The organism is Gordonibacter sp. 28C (assembly GCF_003339845.1).
Classification (GTDB): Bacteria; Actinomycetota; Coriobacteriia; order Coriobacteriales; family Eggerthellaceae; genus Gordonibacter.
Genome location: NZ_PPTR01000004.1, coordinates 150,327 through 166,244, shown reverse-complemented (window position 1 = coordinate 166,244; position 15,918 = coordinate 150,327). Strand labels below are relative to the sequence as shown.

19 protein-coding genes are annotated in these 15,918 nt (G+C 64.9%); 3 read left to right on the top strand and 16 right to left on the bottom strand.

Annotated features, from left to right (window positions below; translation table 11 throughout):
• Nucleotides 1-200 precede the first annotated feature (200 nt).
• Together C1878_RS06635 and C1878_RS06630 are read right to left on the bottom strand one after the other, a co-directional pair.
• A complete protein-coding gene (locus C1878_RS06635) occupies nucleotides 201-920 on the bottom strand; it encodes a hypothetical protein (protein WP_114557701.1) in 720 nt (239 codons plus the stop codon).
• Nucleotides 921-930: 10 nt separating this feature from the next.
• The gene (locus C1878_RS06630; RefSeq protein ID WP_114600859.1) at nucleotides 931-2,256 is read right to left on the bottom strand and encodes a hypothetical protein; all 1,326 of its coding nucleotides are present in this window, start codon (nucleotides 2,254-2,256) and stop codon (nucleotides 931-933) included.
• 426 nt (nucleotides 2,257-2,682) lie between these two features.
• On the opposite strand from C1878_RS06630, the gene C1878_RS16865 reads away from it, so the two are divergent.
• Entirely contained in the window at nucleotides 2,683-2,859 is a 177-nt protein-coding gene (locus C1878_RS16865) for a hypothetical protein (protein ID WP_241963638.1), read from the top strand.
• Nucleotides 2,847-3,245: a sugar transferase gene (locus C1878_RS06620; RefSeq protein ID WP_114600858.1), complete on the top strand. Its 399-nt coding sequence runs from the start codon at nucleotides 2,847-2,849 to the stop codon at nucleotides 3,243-3,245. The genes C1878_RS16865 and C1878_RS06620 overlap by 13 nt, the downstream gene beginning before the upstream one ends.
• A gap of 130 nt (nucleotides 3,246-3,375) precedes the next feature.
• Here the strand turns inward: C1878_RS06620 and C1878_RS06615 are convergent, their stop codons facing one another.
• Entirely contained in the window at nucleotides 3,376-4,125 is a 750-nt protein-coding gene (locus C1878_RS06615; protein WP_114600857.1) for a hypothetical protein, read from the bottom strand.
• Nucleotides 4,109-5,098 carry a hypothetical protein gene (locus C1878_RS06610; RefSeq protein ID WP_114600856.1) on the bottom strand — a complete coding sequence of 330 codons (990 nt, stop codon included), beginning with the start codon at nucleotides 5,096-5,098 and terminating at the stop codon, nucleotides 4,109-4,111. Before C1878_RS06610 ends, C1878_RS06615 begins: the two co-directional genes overlap by 17 nt.
• Nucleotides 5,099-5,294: 196 nt before the next feature.
• Here C1878_RS06610 and C1878_RS06605 point away from each other — a divergent pair, with 196 nt between their 5' ends.
• On the top strand, nucleotides 5,295-5,630 hold the full coding sequence (locus C1878_RS06605) for a hypothetical protein (protein WP_114600855.1): 336 nt from the start codon (nucleotides 5,295-5,297) through the stop codon (nucleotides 5,628-5,630).
• 18 nt (nucleotides 5,631-5,648) lie between these two features.
• On the opposite strand, the gene C1878_RS06600 is transcribed toward C1878_RS06605, so the two are convergent.
• The 12 genes from C1878_RS06600 to C1878_RS06550 all read right to left on the bottom strand — a co-directional run bounded on the left by C1878_RS06600 (nucleotide 5,649) and on the right by C1878_RS06550 (nucleotide 15,884).
• Nucleotides 5,649-6,044, bottom strand: a complete 396-nt coding sequence (locus tag C1878_RS06600; protein ID WP_114600854.1) for a hypothetical protein — start codon at nucleotides 6,042-6,044, stop codon at nucleotides 5,649-5,651.
• Nucleotides 6,044-6,787, bottom strand: a complete 744-nt coding sequence (locus C1878_RS06595; protein WP_114600853.1) for a hypothetical protein — start codon at nucleotides 6,785-6,787, stop codon at nucleotides 6,044-6,046. The genes C1878_RS06600 and C1878_RS06595 overlap by 1 nt, the downstream gene beginning before the upstream one ends.
• A gap of 12 nt (nucleotides 6,788-6,799) precedes the next feature.
• Nucleotides 6,800-7,759, bottom strand: a complete 960-nt coding sequence (locus C1878_RS06590; protein WP_086414913.1) for a hypothetical protein — start codon at nucleotides 7,757-7,759, stop codon at nucleotides 6,800-6,802.
• A gap of 15 nt (nucleotides 7,760-7,774) precedes the next feature.
• Nucleotides 7,775-8,995, bottom strand: a complete 1,221-nt coding sequence (locus C1878_RS06585) for a hypothetical protein (RefSeq protein ID WP_114557706.1) — start codon at nucleotides 8,993-8,995, stop codon at nucleotides 7,775-7,777.
• 128 nt (nucleotides 8,996-9,123) lie between these two features.
• The gene (locus C1878_RS06580) at nucleotides 9,124-10,023 is read right to left on the bottom strand and encodes a hypothetical protein (protein ID WP_147271389.1); all 900 of its coding nucleotides are present in this window, start codon (nucleotides 10,021-10,023) and stop codon (nucleotides 9,124-9,126) included.
• A 109-nt stretch (nucleotides 10,024-10,132) separates the two neighbouring features.
• The gene (locus C1878_RS06575; protein ID WP_114557708.1) at nucleotides 10,133-11,251 is read right to left on the bottom strand and encodes a hypothetical protein; all 1,119 of its coding nucleotides are present in this window, start codon (nucleotides 11,249-11,251) and stop codon (nucleotides 10,133-10,135) included.
• A 23-nt stretch (nucleotides 11,252-11,274) separates the two neighbouring features.
• Nucleotides 11,275-11,808, bottom strand: a complete 534-nt coding sequence (locus C1878_RS16860; RefSeq protein WP_241963637.1) for a hypothetical protein — start codon at nucleotides 11,806-11,808, stop codon at nucleotides 11,275-11,277.
• 48 nt (nucleotides 11,809-11,856) lie between these two features.
• Nucleotides 11,857-12,210 carry a hypothetical protein gene (locus C1878_RS16855; RefSeq protein WP_241963636.1) on the bottom strand — a complete coding sequence of 118 codons (354 nt, stop codon included), beginning with the start codon at nucleotides 12,208-12,210 and terminating at the stop codon, nucleotides 11,857-11,859.
• Nucleotides 12,211-12,417: 207 nt separating this feature from the next.
• Nucleotides 12,418-12,678 carry a hypothetical protein gene (locus C1878_RS06565; RefSeq protein WP_086414908.1) on the bottom strand — a complete coding sequence of 87 codons (261 nt, stop codon included), beginning with the start codon at nucleotides 12,676-12,678 and terminating at the stop codon, nucleotides 12,418-12,420.
• Nucleotides 12,679-12,849: 171 nt separating this feature from the next.
• The gene (locus C1878_RS06560; RefSeq protein WP_086414907.1) at nucleotides 12,850-13,266 is read right to left on the bottom strand and encodes a hypothetical protein; all 417 of its coding nucleotides are present in this window, start codon (nucleotides 13,264-13,266) and stop codon (nucleotides 12,850-12,852) included.
• Between the two features lie 14 nt (nucleotides 13,267-13,280).
• The gene (locus C1878_RS06555; RefSeq protein WP_086414906.1) at nucleotides 13,281-14,909 is read right to left on the bottom strand and encodes a hypothetical protein; all 1,629 of its coding nucleotides are present in this window, start codon (nucleotides 14,907-14,909) and stop codon (nucleotides 13,281-13,283) included.
• A 6-nt stretch (nucleotides 14,910-14,915) separates the two neighbouring features.
• Nucleotides 14,916-15,884, bottom strand: coding sequence for a hypothetical protein (locus C1878_RS06550; RefSeq protein ID WP_086414905.1), 969 nt, complete (start codon nucleotides 15,882-15,884; stop codon nucleotides 14,916-14,918).
• Nucleotides 15,885-15,918 lie beyond the last annotated feature (34 nt).

Sequence of the window (15,918 nt, the reverse complement as noted above, 5' to 3'; positions counted from 1 at the left end):
CCTGAATGGCATGGTGGCCGCAGCCATGGCCCTTGCCCGGAAGGCGGCGAAAGGCTCCCAGCAGGGCCCCGAGATCAATCATTAGCAAACCCCACACGACAGGGCCCGCCGGAAACCGGCGGGCCCTGCGCATCACATTGCCACGACCCCGAAACGAAAGAAGGCGCCCTCGGAAACCGAGGGCGCCTTACCGACCGCACCTATTGTACCGCACGCCGATCACGCTGAATACCGTGCTCGCGGTAATCGGTACCCGGAGCGCTATTCCCCGCGGCGGCCTTTGCCGCGGCAGCTATCGCCGCAGGGCTCTTGCCGCCTTTACCCTTCGCCGGCTTGAAGAACTCCGGCGCCGGCTTCGGCTCGTCGCCATGGTAGAAATGGAGCCCGTTTACGGGCGATCCGTAGCGGACGGCCTGGCTGATCGCGGCGGGCGATACATGCAGGGGGCGGGCCGCGGCCGGGTTGCCCATGAAGGACTCGCCGGTCTCCAGGCAGACGATGGGGCGGGTTTTCGAATGGCGCTCCCTGAAGAATTCGGGCGCGGGCTTCGGCTCGTCGCCGAAATAGAAGTGCAGCCCGCCGCGCTCGACGCCCGTGCTGGCCGATGTTCGCACGCCACCGGGCGTGATGCCGAACGCGCGGCCCGCCTGGAACGCCGACTCGAACATCTCGCCGGTATCGAGGCATACCACGGGACGCGGCGGCCTGTTGGGCGGGATGAAGAACTCCGGCGCCGGCTTCGGCTCGTCGGCATAGTAGAAGTGCAGCCCTTGGGTGCAGGTGCCGCGCTGGATGGAGCGGAAGATGTTGCGCGAGTCGGCGAAACCGAGTTCCTTGGCCGCCCGGTAGGCGGAGTCGTAGGTCGCCCCGGACTCCAGGCACGTGATGGGCCTCTTGCGTTTGGCATCACGATTGTCCATGGCGGCACCCCTACTGCCTGATCCCGGCGCCGCGCGCACGGCCGCCGGCGGTCGAGCTGGCCGCGACTGAGGCGCGGTGACCCAGTTCGACGGGATCGGGCTTCACCGCGACGGCGATTTCGGGCTTCTTCTCGGAATACTCGATGCGCCCTCCGAAGGGGTCGGAGAAGCCGAAGCAGTCCTGGGGGGTGTACAGGTCGATGCGGTCGGACTTCCACTCGCCGCGCACGGGTTCCATCATCGTGTACGCGATGTCGTGCGGGTCGATCTCGAAATCGCAGTCGAGCACGGTGCCCATGGCGCCGCCGCACCCGCCGACGGGGTCGTAGATGCCCAGGATGGGTTCATACCTTCCAGGCTTGACCGTGAAGGTGCCGGCGTTTTCGCAGTCGCCGCGGCAGATCATCGAGAGGCTGGCGTCAACGAACGCGTCGAGCGGCAGCGTCGCGAGGACCGCGAGCCCGACAGGGCGATTCTGCGGCATGTTGAAGATGTCCTCGCGGAAGCTGCGCTCGAAAGGCGTCACGGGGTCGTTGACGACCTTCTCGATGGTCGTGCCCTGCGAGGCGCACAGCTTGTCGAAGATGCTCTCGGGGATGTCCGCGGGACGCGTGAAGGGCCTGTAGCCCTCGGCGGGCTCGTACTCCCACCTGTCGTCCTCGCCCTGGCCGCCCCTATGGCAGACGCACGGCAGGTAATCTTCCTGCCAGTCGCTCGCCGCGTCGATGACGTCGCCCTCGGAATACAGGCCGTTGACGGACAGTATGAGCGAGGTCTTGAAGGAGAGCCCGCTGAAATCGATGTCGTAGAAGAACCCGAACTTATCGGTCAGGTCGCCGCGGAGGCGTTCGCTGTCGACGTAGGGCTCACGCCCGAGGCACCCCGAGCCGAGCCGCGATTCGATTGCCTGGGCGAACTCATCGGCGATATTCTTGCAATCCGCAAGTCTCGCCTCATCGAGCCCGTCGTTGAACCTGTCCGTGAGCACGCAGGTGACGGCATGCGACAGGTCGCCGGCGGTCAGCCCCTTGTGCGTCTTGATCTTATCCGGGTCGACGAGGCCATCGGCCCACTCGAGCGAGGTGTCCGCGAGCAGTTCGCCGCAGATGCGCGCGGCATAGCCGTACTCCCCGTATTCGGGCCAGTAGTCGAGGTGGATATCCCCTCCGCTCCGGATGGCCTTCAAGATTTCCTGCCGGTTGAAACGGTTGCCGACGACATCCGCGAGCATCGCGGCGGCCTCGTCGGCGCCGAACAGGTTCACGACGTCATCGTAGCTGTCGATCTCGAGGCCATCGGTAAGGGTCGCGCTGTCGTTAGGGTTGATATCGGCCATGTCGGCACCTCCAGTGAAACGGTTGTCCCCATCGATGCTACCCGCCGCGAACCCGCACGGAAACGCCCCTTCCCGAACGGGAAGGGGCGCCCCTCCACCGCCGCGCCGAGGGTATCCTTTTGCAAAAGACCCGTCAGTTCGGAGAGGGCATGACCGTAGAGTGAAAGTTCGATGCGAAATCGATGCTGGGGGTGCTGAGGAGATACGAGGCCACGGTCGGCGACCTTTTCGCCGTCGTGCCTCCCCTGATGTCCCGGGACAGCGTGAAGGCCGCCGACATCGACGGGGGTGACCCTTAGGCGCATCTCAGTGAAAGACCTGACGGAAGGCATCCTGATGCCGGAGGAAAAGGTGGAGGTGATCGAGCTCATCCGGGTCGATGCGGCCAAGGCGGACCGTTAGCGCCTGCGCGCGGGCGATATCCTGATGCCGAGGATGCTGCCCAGGCACAAGTACGCGGACTACATGGTGGTGAGCGCGGGGTATGCGGAGCAGGACCTTGCCACGTCCCGCAACATGATAACCATACGCCCGCGGGCCGCGGATATGGCCGAGGGGGAGCGCATACCGTATTCCGAGATGATGGCGACATGGCGCTTATAGGCCCAAGGCTTGAACGCCCGGCTTTTTGCGCCGAGTTCGAGAAGCGCATTCACGGCTGGAACTATCGCACTCTAGTGAAGCCAGGGCTCAGCGACCTCGCGCAGGTGAGGGGCGGCTATGACCTTTTGCCGAAGGAGAAAGTTGCGCTCGACTTGTGGCGCGCGGGGTATCCCGGCCTGCGCATCGCGCGCGTCACCGACCCGCCGCACTCCTCGACCATTTTCGACGGCCTTGCGCCTCTGCTCTTCCGTGCAGCTCGGCATTCGCGAACTCCTAACCGGACCGATTCGGTCCAACTATTTGTCCGCATCCCCATTTGTCTCGAATGCAACGACGCGATGTCCAACTATGGCTCAGCCTTCGCAACCTGCCGGACCGCTCAGTAGTGCCCAGCAACTACTTGGTAGATACCCGGTAGCTGCGGTGTGGCGCAAGTAGTCGGCGATGAAAGGCGCGGGGTGCGCCTTGCGGCCCGTCCTAGATGACGCCGCACGGTAGCGCTATCGGACAGCTGCGCTACCGCAGGTAGACGCTCTTGAGCACCTCGACGACCTGCTGCGCCCCGACGCCCTTGATCTTGAGCGCCTTGGGGTCGACGGGGTCCGACTCGTAGGCCTCCAGGAAGCGCCGCATGTCGGCGCGGACCCCCTCGCTCATGGCGGGGCGCTCGCCGCCCGCGAGCAGCGTGGCGAGGCGGCAGACGTCGTTTCGGTGCTTCTTCACGCTCTTCTCGTCGACGGCCTGGCCGCCCGCCCGCCTGGCGGAAAGGTCGAGCCACGCCTTGGCCTTGAAGGGGATCAGCCCCTCGACCGACAGGACGGCGACGCCGCCGGCCGACGTTCTGTTTTCGACGAGCAGCCGGTAGTACTCATCGTCGAGCAGGATCGCCGAAAGGCTCGACACCTCGTCGTCGATGTGGATCGGCATGAGGCCGGACTCCGCGTCGCGCAGGTCGACGTCGGTGCGCGCGAACAGCTCCAGCATGGCGGGGAAGGCCGGGTCCTCCGGCTTGGAGAACCGGTAGAACTGCGGCTTTCCGCCGCTCTTCTGCCTGTTCTCGTACCCGCCCTCCTTGACGAAGTCCCAGAAGACCTGGCCGAACTCGGGCGTCAGCGCCTCCACCAAAAGGACCAGGTCGAGGTCCTTGGTGGCCCTGAAGTCCTGCCCGGCCTCGCCGAACAGCAGGTCGCAGGCGCCGCCGCCGATCAGGACGTACTCGCCGTCGTGGCCCGCGAAGCGCTCCTTGAACTTATCGATTCCCCTCATGATCGCCTCCAAGCACTCGGTTCAATACGTTCTCGATCTCGCCCGCGACGCGCGGGTCGTCCCTCTCGTCGGCGGGAAGGGACAGGATGGCCGAAAGCGGGTCGACCGCGCATCCCGGCGCCGGCACGGGCTCGTAGCGCAGCACCTGCACCACGCACGCGGGATCCTCTGGCTCGTCGAGGCCGGCGTCGCGCGCGCCGGCCGCCAGCCCCAGGGTGCGCTCCTGCGCTTTGGTCGCGGCGAAAGTCGGCCAGGGGTCGTCCTGCAGCATCGAGAGTCCGCACAGCGCCGAGACCCCGCCAAGGGGAAGCTCCGCATCGGGCACGCGGCCCAGGCGGTGCTCCCTCGCGACCGGGCTCGACATGCGCGGCTTCAAGCGATGCCACAGCGCCATCTTGTCCCTGCCGGGGCGCAGCACCCGCCGCCGCCCCTCGGCGGCGACGATCGAGGGGTCGGCGGCCGCGAGCTCGTCGAATGCGCGAGAGGCGGTCATCTTCGCCGCGCCGAGGAGGCCTGCCGCCTGGGTGACGCTGGCGCCGTCGAGGTCGCCGTAGAGCGCCATGAGCGCGAGGCGCTGCGCCTGGGGCGAGAACGCGCCAACGTCTGTCCGCCGCCTGCCGCGCGCGCGGCTCCTTCCGCTGCTCAGCGCGATTCCCAGGAACGGCAGGTATACCTGTCCGCTCGGCTCGATAAAGGGCAGGCCCGCCTCGAGCATGCGCCCGACCCTGTAGCCCGTGGCGCCCTCGAGGGCGAAGGCCACGGGGGTCCCCAGGGCCGCCTCCAGGGCGTCGCGGTGCTTCGCCATGGTCTTCACCGTCGGGCTTTCGACGGGGGAGGCCACGGCGAACGGCACGCCGAAGGCGGTCCACCGCTCCAGGGAGTACAGCCCCCTCAGGTAGAGGGGGAGCCCCGAGACGTCGACGGGCTCGCGATCGACTTTTGTGTGCAGCGCCTTCTCGACGTACTCCCTCATGCCCTGCCTCCTCATGTAACTAAACAATTATCAATGTACCATTATGAATGGTACATAGCAAATCAATTAGTTACATTTAATGACGCCTTGCGAGCCCTCGTGGGCTTTCGGAATCGCGATGCCTCTAGCAGGGCGTACCGCTCGTTTTTCCCTGCGTTTTCGTCTTGACAAAAGGGATATCTCACCAGGGGCCGAGATGATCGCGAGGTTTCTGGACGTCCTGGAGGATACCGTGAAGAACCTGACATGGCGCCCGGCGGAGCTCCAGGCGATCGACGCGCCGCCGGCACTGGACTACCGGACGCCAGACTATACGGCAAATGCAGCGAAGTACATGGATCTGTACGGCGCCAAGCGCCGCGCGGAGGCCAAGTATGCGGAGGCCCTGGAGAGGGCCGAGCAGGCCCGCAGGAATGTCGCCGTCGTCCTCGAGAAGACATCTCCCGCCACCCTCGCGGCCGCGGCAAAGAAATCGGCGGCCGCCGGCATAGCCGACAGCCGCCGAGACGATCCCGCAAAGACGACCCGTTAGCCGGTGGGCATCGACGCCCTAGTGCTTGATGCCGCCGGCCTCATCCGCATGCGAACCGGCAGTTCGGTTCGCCGCCGCGCTCGCGGCCTTGGCGAGATCTGCGGGACGCCTATCACCGTCATGCGCTTGCGCGTCGTTATGCACCGGCACGCCCTTCACGGGGTCGAGCGTCATGGCTTCCCCGTCGAGATGGACATCGGTCCGGTGCACCGGTTCCGAGTCGCGCCCGTCGTAGGTGAAGACATGCACCGGCGTCGGGTAGTCATCCTGAAGCTCAACCGGCGCCGCCTCGATGAAGGCGAGCTGTCCGCTGCCCTTCCCGTCGGGCAGGTTGATATCCACGCTGATACCGCCTGCGAACGGTGTGGCGATCAGCTCGCCGAAATCGGTCATTACGGAAATGCGCTCGTTCATTACATACGCTCCTTGATACCCAAATTGCCATCAGATTCGTTCACGCTCCGTGCCGCCGCCCAGGCGGCCACGGTGGCGTCGGGGAAGTGCCCCCTGGCGCGGCTGAAATCGGGGGCGACGGTCTCGCCCCAGCAGAAGTCGTAGCCGCAGGTCCACACCCGCTCGCCATCCACCTCGACGGGCACCGACATATGCACCGGCGAGCCGTCGAAGGCCTCGATGACGTTCTCCCCGTCGAACAGGATGGGGAAGTCGTCCCCGTCCTCGCACAGCTGCCCGACGATCTGCTCGACGGACTCATGCGGGAAGTAATAGATCGGGCCGTAGTTCCAGCCGACCCCAATGGGGTCGCAGTAGGCGCGCAGCCCGTCCGGGTCCCCGGTGCGCTGCGCATAGACGCCGTCTATATCGACATGGCATGCGAAAAGGCAATCGCTCCCGCACGTCTCGCCGACGGGCGCGCGCTCCGCAACCTCGGTGAAATACGAGTCCAGGCACCCGGCCGCGGCGGCTCGGGTCTCCGGGTCCTCCTTCAGCGCCCCGACGATGTCGTCGCAGACGGCATGTCCCCGAACGCCATCACCCTGGGACGCGACCTGGGGGAGCATGATGGCGGGACCGTCTTGGCCGAAGCGGCAGGCAAGCCCGTCCTCGCGACGCTCCAACCCGATGGCGCCCTGCGCGCGGGCGATATAGATATCCTCGAAAGTCGGGAAATCGGGTTTACGGGAGAAGTAGTCCATAGTCCTCGCCCCCTAGATATGCAATCCGTTGCCGCTATCGTTCCCGCCACCGGTCTTGGCCGCGGCGGTCCTGGCGCCCAGGAATTGGATCAACGGGACGCGGTCGGGAACCGCCGCCTTCTTCGTCCTTTTGGCTTCAACTCGGAACTGCTTCACGGCCTTGAGGATATCGTCCTCTCCCTGGGCCGCCTTCTCGCTGTAAGAGGGAAAGCACTCGACCCAGGCGGGACAGCGCGCGGTGAGCGATTTGATGGAATCCAGATCATCGGCGACGAGGCCGGCGGTGACGCCGTCGCCGTCCATGCCGATGGCATCCTCGAACCAATCGAGGCGGTTGAGGCACGAGCCGTCCCAGCCGTCATCGAGTCCGAAGGAGGGCACGTCGTTAAGCGTGACGCCGCCGAAGAGCTCGAAGGCCGTGCAGGGGAGCCCGCCGTGGCCGGAGCGGGAAAACACGTTCAGGAGATAGCCGTTATAGGATGGGTCTGAATCGACCGCATCGGGACACCAGTAGTATCCGAGCGCAAGGTCCTCGATGTCGGCGATGGGCCCGCGCGCGAGATACGAAGGGCTCTCGAAGCGCTTGAGCGCCGCAGTGATTTCCTTGACGTCCAACGTGTCGGCGGGACCGCAATCCGGGTTGAAGCACCGCGCCCACGCGGCACCGGTGGCGACAGTCTCGCTTGAGATCCAGTCACTGAGCTCCATGTCGTCCGCGAAGGCGAGGTCAACGGTAAAGTCCATCGCCATGTCCATCCAGGACCAATCGGAGCCCCCGGCCGCGAAGCACTCGGGGCCGTCGAACCCGATTCCGAGCCTGACATCGTAGCTTCTGTCATCATTGCGGCTGATCAGGATACCTCGGTCATACCGGCGCTCAATACACCCGAACGGGCACCACAGGAAGCCGTTCTCCGCGTCCAGGTCGCGCAGCGTCGGCGAGCCCTCGATGAGCTGATAGGTCTCTTCCATGGCTATGCCTCCATCCTAGTGCTTGATGCCGTCGGCGCCGACGGCATCGGGCTTGACGCTCTTGGCGGCGGCCTCCTTGGCAGCCGCGGCGACGTCGCCGGGCAAATGTGCAGGGGCCTCGGCAGTCAACTGCCCCTCGAGCACCATGTCCCCATCGAGATGCACGTCGGTGCGGTGATCGGGCTCCTCGTCGCGGCCGTTGTAGGTGAAGGCGCGGACGGGCGTCGGATAGAGGTCGTTGGCATCCGGGTCCGCATCGACGAAGGCGATATCCGCGCACTTGCCGCCGGGAATGTTGATGCCGACGCTGATGCCGTCCTCCCTGGCGTTGGCGATGAGCTCGCCCGCCTCGGTCTGCACGGAGAGGGCTCCGGCACCGACGCCCATACGCTCCTCGAGGGCGGTGATGACGTCGCCGTATCGCCCGATGTGCTCATCGTCGATAAGGCCGCATGACAGGTCGTAGCTCGCCATCGCGGCGGCCATGAGGGCGCCGGTCATGCTGGCACTGCCCTCTGCGATGCGAATATCCGCCGGATCGGTATGTTCCGCGGTATAGCGCATCTCATCGTAGATGGCCGCCTTCTCTTCCAGCTTTCCGACCTGGCTCTCGATTTGTTCCACCTTCTTGTGGAGCGGTTCGCTGTAGATGCGCTTGAGGTCGCGGTTGAAGGTCGCGATGCGTTCGTTCAGCTCTTCGCTCGGCCCATCGATCTTCCTTGCGATCTCGGCGAAAACGATGCCCTGCATGAGCATCATCGCGATCCCGGCGCCTCGCACCTCGTCCATGGGGGTCTCGTTGACCTCCATGAACGAATCGAACGTCTCGGCCTTGCGATGCTCTTCGGCTGCAAGCATCTCGTCATAGCGCACTTGCTCGGAAGGGGAGGCCACCTCATCGAACTGTTCCCGCCAGTCGCGATCGACGGCGCAGTCCGGATGATCGCCGAGGAAGACCAGTCTGCTGCACTCGTCCTCGTCATGATGAAGCCAAAGGTCATATACGGCATCGTAGTCCACGCCCGTGATGGCGGCGATCTTGGAGAATACGTTCTCGCGCACCAGGGAGTCCCCGACGCCTAGATACTTATAGATGTCGCCTCCGTCCGCCATGCATTTCACGGCGCCGGCAAAGGTGGCCAGTGGGTTGATCCTGTAGCCGATCTGGTCGGATGGAAATGCCCGGATATACCAATCGCGGATACTAGACTTGAAATTGAAATGCTGCTTGCTCATTTCGCCAGCTCCAAAAAAAGAGGGTCAGCCAGATACGACAAAGATGCTACCCGCATCGCGCATCAACGAGAACGGCCCTTCCCGAACGGGAAGGGCCGCCAACTGACCGCAATGTGAATCAGATCGAGCTAGATATGCTTGCCGCCGGCATCGCCGTCGGTCGAGACGTTTGCGCTGGCGGCCTTCTTGGCCGCTGCGACATCCGTTGGAGCGATCGGGGTAATGTTTACGGTTTTGCTCCGCTTCTCGATGTCGGCGACAGCCTCCTTGACGGCCGAAAAGCCGGGATTGCGGAGAGCATTAACGCAATCATCCAGGATATCCAGGTGGAAATTAGGTTGAGGCGTATAGACGGAGCAGAATTCCATTTCCTCCGCCGGCTCGATCTTGCCCCCGCACGCTTGAAGAATGAAGTCCGCCTGCGTGAACGCCAGCTGGACCTGACAGGCCGCGAAAAGCTCGGCGGCATGGCTACGCACGGCCTCGGGATCGATTTTCCCATCGCGGTTCCTGCGGATGAACTCGTTGATGGCGTCGGTGGCGACGGTGTCGGAACCCCAGTTGAGGTTCGGAAGAACTTGCTCCGCGAGGCCGTATTCGATTGGGCCGCAGGAGGGCATGATCTCGTCCAGCATCGCGCGGTTCGCGATATCGAAGGCCTTGTTGGAATCGATGTCGCTGATGGAAATAGGTTCGAACCTGGATTCGACCACGCGCTCGGCGGCGGCGACGAGTCGACGTTCGTCCTCGTCGACCCAATCGATATTCATCGGCGCCTCACACCACACATCGAAGACAGTTTGAAAGCTCTCTCCGGTGATCTCAGCCAGCTTCACGAACACGATATACATGAATACCTCGTCATCGGACCCGATGAGGCTATCGAGCATGATGCCGTTCGACATGCCCACGACGACGTCCGCAAACGTGATATCGGGACGGATCTCGACATTGAAGCTGTTGTCCGGGCAGAAGCCCCTATACCAATCAAGGACGCTCGAATCGAGTTCATATTGTTTCGCAGCCATGTCATCAACTCCCAGATAGAAGCAGGCCATATACACCGAAGATGCTACCCAGAACACCCCGCAACAAAAACGCCCCTTCCCAAATGGGAAGGGGCGCAACAAGTAGAATTTAGATATGCTTCCCGCCACCGCCCTCGCCGGACACCTTCTTGGCCGCCGCGGCCTTCGCGGCCTCCGCTTGTGCGCCGGGCTCGGGTGCGACATCTACGGCCTTCGGGATCGGGAGCGCTTCGCGCCCCTTGAGCCCCGGAGCATCGATGCCGAGATTCCCACACGCTCGGGCCGCCAGGAGGTCGAACCCGATGTTCTCGGCGAACTCGCGGGCTTCCTCGCCGTCGAAGGTCCAGAAATCCGGTCCAATAGTGGCGCCGGACCATGAATCCGCGTTGCAGTCATACCTCAAAGTCGTCTCATGGCAGAAGAACTTCCTGCCGACCACATCGACGGCATGCGTGATGGGGGAGAAGTTCAGGATGTCATTGTGCTCGCCCGATGGGTAATCGATGCCGATGCCATCGACGGAAAGCGAATCGGGATACTGCGCTCCCCAGCCATATCCGAGCCCGGAAAAATCGACCTTTCCGAGCCCGTGGACCACCTGTTCCATCTTCGGCATGACGGGCTTCGGCGCCGCCACGGTCTTCTTTACGCTAGCGGGCTCGGCCATGTCGTCCAGCCCGCGTTCGCGACGGCGGGCGACCATCTTCTGGTTGAAGGCGAGCACTGCCGCGCGGCATTCCTCGGGTCCCGCGGACGGGATGATCGGGCGCCCGCCGAGCTCCGCGATGTCCTGGGAGTCAACGAGCGTGAGGTTCTGGAAGAACGTCATCGCCTCGGCCTCGGAGAAGTCGGCCATGGTGCTCTCGCAGAGCCAGTCGCGCCCGGTGTCGTGGTCGGTGAACTGGTCGGCATCCTCGATGATGAGGAAGCAGCGCGAACGCACCTCGTCGTTGCCGATCTCATGGTCCCAGTCATCGGCCAGGATGCGGGCGCCCACCGTGAACGCATCGGGGAAGAATTCCTCGTGTTCGCGGCGCTCCTCGGGCGTGTCGTCGTCCCAGTCGAGCAGCATGCCGTCGAAGAGCCCGCAGGTTCCGGTGGGGTCGAGCTCCATTTCGGTATAGTCCCAGCCCAGCTCCTCGACGTTGGTGGAGGAGAGGACGTTGACGGCGGCAAATCCGCTGCAGACGACTGCATCCCACTTGCCGGGCTCGTGATTCTCAGCCATGACCCTATCCTTTCGAAATCGCTTTACAGCTTGATCGCGCCGGCATCTCCGGCACCGTCCCCGCCAGAGCACCCGGCCGCCATCTTCGCCGTCGCGGCGGCCTCGGCCGGCTCGGGCTTCTTCTCGTCCTCGGCGAGCTCGCGCAGGGAGTACCGATGGCACCACGCTTTGGCCTCGCCGACGGAGGCGAACCGGAGTCCTGCATCCTTGCAGGCACCTTCACCCGTCGAGATCTTCACCATGTAGGGCCGATCGAGGGAATCGGCAACCTGGTAGATATCGAACGTCGTCTCCCTGAAGCGGTAGGACTCCCGTGCCGTGCCGTAGGCGCGCTCCGAAAAACGCGGCAGCGAGCATGGTCCGACATCGGGTGAGTCGTAGAGGTTATCCAGGAGGATATAGAAATCGACCAGGTCCATTTTGCCGGGCGCATAATATTCGCCGCCGAGCTTGAACCCCTTGGCATCGTACGAGACCCCGGAGATGAGCCGGACGTCCAGATAAGCGGAGCCGTCATGATGGGAGGCCTCGATATGGAACTCGCCGTTCGTGTCCACGAGGCGGTCGATTTGGCAATCCTTGAGGGCATCCGCGCTGCCGGTGCCCTATACGAGGGAAAGCAGGGAGTCGGCCACGACCAGCCCGCGTGAAGGCTCGTCCCAGCGCTCGACCGTCCCCTTGGCGACCACGGAGATCTCGGTCGGGTGTTCCGGGTCGCCGCCGCATTTCAAGTCGCGCAGCATGCGATCGAAACAGGAGATTTCGTCGGAGAGGTCGTTGTCGATGGCGTAATCGATCTCTTTCCAAACCTCATTCATAAAGAAATCGAGGGAGGACACCACATCGATATTGACGCCGTCTCGGTCCGCTATATATTCGTTATAATCATCCACCGCCTCATCGGAGAAGTAATAGGAACGGTTGTAGAGGACGCGTTCCGCGGGCATGAAGAGATCCATGGAGAAGTCCTTTCGGTTGAGAAGGAAGGCACGGGACCGACCCGGTCACCGCTATAGGCCGATAGTACCCGCCCGCATCGCCGCCAGCCGCAGCCACGGTCACCATTTCCCGAACGGGAAACCGACGGACCCGCCGAGGTCTTGCGCGCAAAAAGCCCCGGACTCGAAAGGGCCCGGGGCCGAAAACGCATTCCGCGAGCCGGTCCGCTAGAGACGGCGGCCGATCTCGACAGCGTCACCCCGTCCGCTGAGGCGATCCTTCATCGCGAGCGCCCCCGCGGCGAGCTTCGCCGCCGCAGAGCTGCCGAGCGAAGCGCGATAGATGAGGGTGTCGGTGCCGTAGGCCTGGATCCTGCATCCCGTGATCGCGCTGAGCATGGCCATGGCGCTGTAGGCATGTCCGCCCGTGATTCCGAGGAAATCGTCCCAGCGGTACAATTCGGAATGGCCGTCGGGCGTGTACTCCACATCGGTATATCTGAAGATATCCGTCTCGTTCCGTCAGTCTGCGTCCATATCGATGCACTCCAATCTGGGAAAGCCTGCGCTTGAGAGCCGGCACTCTGATACCCAAAATCATAGGGCCGCCGTCCCGCAATGCGGTCCGGCGGCCCATGGGGTTCCCGAACGGGAACCACGTCACTTTCTCCTTTGCCGCTTGGTCGGCGTCAGCTTGCCCGAGCCGGTCTTCTTGAGGATCGACTTGGCGGCGTGCGCCATCTGCGGGGGCGTATTCTCGTAGAGCTTCCCGGCCTCGACGTCGTCCACCAGCCGTTCAGCCTCGCCCGGCGTGAGCGTCTGGGCGCATACCTGCCTACAGCTCAGGTCCTCGGACTCCACGGCGTCCACGGCCTCGATGCCCTCGCGGCGGCACGGCGCCCCGACGAGGTCGAGCGGCGCGCGGACGCGTCCCGCCTCGATGAGCGCGGCGACCTTCTCGCGGGCGGCCTCCGCGTCCGTGGCGAGAACGGGATAGCTGAAGGAGACGGACTCGGAGACCGTCACCATGTAGTATTCGGCGCCGTCCACGGCGCCGGCTTCGAGTTTTTCGGCCATTTGCATCGACCTCCTTACGACGAGCCCTTGCCCGTCGGCGGTTTCTTCTTCTTGCCGCGGTCCTTCGCGGTCCTGGCGGCGGCGCTCTTCGCGTGTCCCGCCGTCTCCCGCGGCGGCCTGCCGTGGGGGTAGTACTTCTCGGGCGGCGCCACGGGCTCGGGCTTGGCCTCGGGTGAGCGCCGGCGCCGCATCGAATGGCGCTCGGGGCCGCCGGCCTCGCCCTCGCCCTCCTCGCGGCGGTAGCGCCGCCCGCGGGGACGCAGGACGTCGACCTCCCCGCCATCGTCCGCTCCGCGCTCCATCGGCCGCCCGTGGCGTCCCAGGCGCTCCCGTCGGCGCTCATGGGCCTCTGCGCGCGACTCCGCGAGCCGCCCGCCCCCTCCGGCCGGTACGGCTCCTCCTGTATCGCCAGCGGTGCCCCGACCTGTTTTCGCATCAGGGCTTCTATCGCCGGCCCCTGCGGCCCGCATCGGCACGGGAGGGGTCGCCGGGCAGGGTTCCGCCCCCGTATGCGCCACCTCAAGGCTCCCGCCCTGGGGACCCGCCCCGGGAGGGCTTGCGGTGCCGTCCTTCCGCGCGAAGTGCCGCCCGGTGGCGCCGGCATCCCCGACGCTTGCCATAGGAGGGGGGACCACGGTCTCGGTACCCGCCCCATCGCCATCCGCCCTGGAATGCCCGCCGATAGCCCTCATTGCCTTCTCGATGGGCTCGCGCGCGAGCTCTCCAACATCGACATGCAGCCCGGCACCGTCTTTCGAGACCTCTAGCGGCAGTGTTTCAATCGGTGCAGGGCGGTCACCGCTTTCCAATAAGCGGGATTCCTCCACGCCCCCCGCCTTCCCCGCGATGCCGCTCTCGGCGGCGCCGCGCACGCTCTCCCTCGAAGGATCGCTTTCGGGGATGACGTCCCGGCGGTGCCTCTCGAAGGCGGCGCGGTAGCCGTTGCGCATCTGCCTGATGAGGGGCGCAGCGGCCTTCACAATCTCGTTGACGTACCTCTTGAGCGAGGAGGCCTTGGCCCTCACGTCGTCGGGGGGCAGCACGGGGCTGGCGCACCCGGGGCCCTGGGCGCGGAAGTGCGCCTCGATGACGAAGCGCGTGTTCTCGTCGAGGTCTTCCCATGCGACGGGCACGCGCTCGGCCTCCGGCACCGCGTCGGCGTCGCCGTCCATGTCGGCTACGTTGACCAGGCGGTACAGCCCGGCCTTGGCGTCATTCCACGACGCGCCGGCGATATCGACCGACAGGTCGAGCACGCGGGCCGCGCCTCTTAGTCTCGTGGGCGGCAGCCCCACGAGGAGCGCCGGCGGGAACAGTTCGTCCACGTAGAACAGCCCGCCGCCCGACCCGCGCGGCCTGGACTTGACGCCGTAGACGCCGCGGCACCCGTCGGCTGCCTTGATGTCCGCCCCGGGGAAGAGCGATCTCCATGTGGCGATCGGCAGGATCTCGCGGGACTCGTGCCAGTCGGATGCGGCGAGCCCGGCGCAGTTCATCGCCGACAGGTTGTAGAAGGCGTTGGCGCATCCCGTGTGCCGGGAAAGCGTCTCGAGATAGCGCCGCCATCCCGCTTCATTTGAGGCGGCAAAGACCAGATGGTTTTGGTTTTGCGCGTTTACCGTTCGGACGGTCGGGGTGACCATGGCGCGCTAGAGCTTCTTGCCGCCGGCATCGCCCTCGGCCGCGGCCGATTTGGCCGCGGCCGCCTGGGCCTTGGCGCAAATGAGCTGCGGGTCGCGATTCTTGCTCGCATCGATGCAGTAGGTACGCACCTCGCGCAGGGCTGGGGCGATGTCCCCCTCGTCCGCATCCTCGACGGCGAGGGACTTGCCCAGGCTGGAGCCGAAAAGGTACACGTCGGCATCCGTGCGCAGGAAGAAGCGCACCTCCTCGGGCTTCTCCGCGAAGTCGTCGACATGGACCTCACGGGTGCCGACGTCCTCGAGGTCGCGGATCGTGATGGGCCCATCGCCGATCTTGCCGGCATCGACCTTGTAGACGGCCAGGTCTCGCTTCCCGAAAGTGACGGGGCAGACGGAGACATGCACACCGCCGCCGTCGACCGCGGGCCAGACGTTGACGGTGGGATAGAAGTCGCCGTCGCAGTCGAAGACCCGCTCGTAAAACTCAATGGCCTGCTTGCTGTGTCCGACCCCCAAGTCGAACGAGTTGGGGTCGAGACAGTCATAGATGACGGCCCAGCCTTGGCTGTAGATGGTGTCGTCGATATGGTTCCCGAGCTGGTCGATGGCGAAATCTACATTCTCCTCGGTTGCGGGGATGGGGAAGCCGAAGTTGCCCCAGTCGTTCTCGAGCGAGTCGGCGATGTCCTTGCGGCGCCAACGGAGCGTGATGAACTCGTCGTCGTAGAGCTTGCCGCCGGTCGGCGCGTAATCGCGGCCGCGGCCCTTCTCGAAGCGCAGCTTGGCGCACGCCACGTCGTCGAAGCGCTCGATCGACTCCCAGGTGCGCGAGGCTGCTTCGTAGCCGCTGGCCACGGCATACGGGAGGCCTGCGCCATCGGCGATGCGTCCGCCGTCGGCCTCCGTCATCGCGAGCAGGGCGAGGCCGCTCTTGCCGTCATACTCGAGGACGAAATGGTCCAGCTTGTCGTTCATATTGTGGCTCCTAACGGATAGGGCGGCGGAAGCA

Excerpts from the sequence above, each read along its gene's own strand:
- C1878_RS06590 (WP_086414913.1), bottom strand. The coding sequence starts at position 7,759 with ATGGAAGAGACCTATCAGCTCATCGAGGGCTCGCCGACGCTGCGCGAC.
- C1878_RS06620 (WP_114600858.1), top strand. The coding sequence starts at position 2,847 with ATGGCGCTTATAGGCCCAAGGCTTGAACGCCCGGCTTTTTGCGCCGAG.
- C1878_RS06585 (WP_114557706.1), bottom strand. The coding sequence starts at position 8,995 with ATGAGCAAGCAGCATTTCAATTTCAAGTCTAGTATCCGCGATTGGTAT.
- C1878_RS06600 (WP_114600854.1), bottom strand. The coding sequence starts at position 6,044 with ATGAACGAGCGCATTTCCGTAATGACCGATTTCGGCGAGCTGATCGCC.
- C1878_RS06610 (WP_114600856.1), bottom strand. The coding sequence starts at position 5,098 with ATGAGGGAGTACGTCGAGAAGGCGCTGCACACAAAAGTCGATCGCGAG.
- C1878_RS16855 (WP_241963636.1), bottom strand. The coding sequence starts at position 12,210 with ATGGATCTCTTCATGCCCGCGGAACGCGTCCTCTACAACCGTTCCTAT.
- C1878_RS16865 (WP_241963638.1), top strand. The coding sequence starts at position 2,683 with ATGCCGAGGATGCTGCCCAGGCACAAGTACGCGGACTACATGGTGGTG.
- C1878_RS06580 (WP_147271389.1), bottom strand. The coding sequence starts at position 10,023 with ATGGCTGCGAAACAATATGAACTCGATTCGAGCGTCCTTGATTGGTAT.
- C1878_RS06550 (WP_086414905.1), bottom strand. The coding sequence starts at position 15,884 with ATGAACGACAAGCTGGACCATTTCGTCCTCGAGTATGACGGCAAGAGC.
- C1878_RS06605 (WP_114600855.1), top strand. The coding sequence starts at position 5,295 with ATGATCGCGAGGTTTCTGGACGTCCTGGAGGATACCGTGAAGAACCTG.
- C1878_RS06615 (WP_114600857.1), bottom strand. The coding sequence starts at position 4,125 with ATGAGGGGAATCGATAAGTTCAAGGAGCGCTTCGCGGGCCACGACGGC.
- C1878_RS06630 (WP_114600859.1), bottom strand. The coding sequence starts at position 2,256 with ATGGCCGATATCAACCCTAACGACAGCGCGACCCTTACCGATGGCCTC.
- C1878_RS06635 (WP_114557701.1), bottom strand. The coding sequence starts at position 920 with ATGGACAATCGTGATGCCAAACGCAAGAGGCCCATCACGTGCCTGGAG.
- C1878_RS06575 (WP_114557708.1), bottom strand. The coding sequence starts at position 11,251 with ATGGCTGAGAATCACGAGCCCGGCAAGTGGGATGCAGTCGTCTGCAGC.
- C1878_RS06595 (WP_114600853.1), bottom strand. The coding sequence starts at position 6,787 with ATGGACTACTTCTCCCGTAAACCCGATTTCCCGACTTTCGAGGATATC.
- C1878_RS06560 (WP_086414907.1), bottom strand. The coding sequence starts at position 13,266 with ATGGCCGAAAAACTCGAAGCCGGCGCCGTGGACGGCGCCGAATACTAC.
- C1878_RS06555 (WP_086414906.1), bottom strand. The coding sequence starts at position 14,909 with ATGGTCACCCCGACCGTCCGAACGGTAAACGCGCAAAACCAAAACCAT.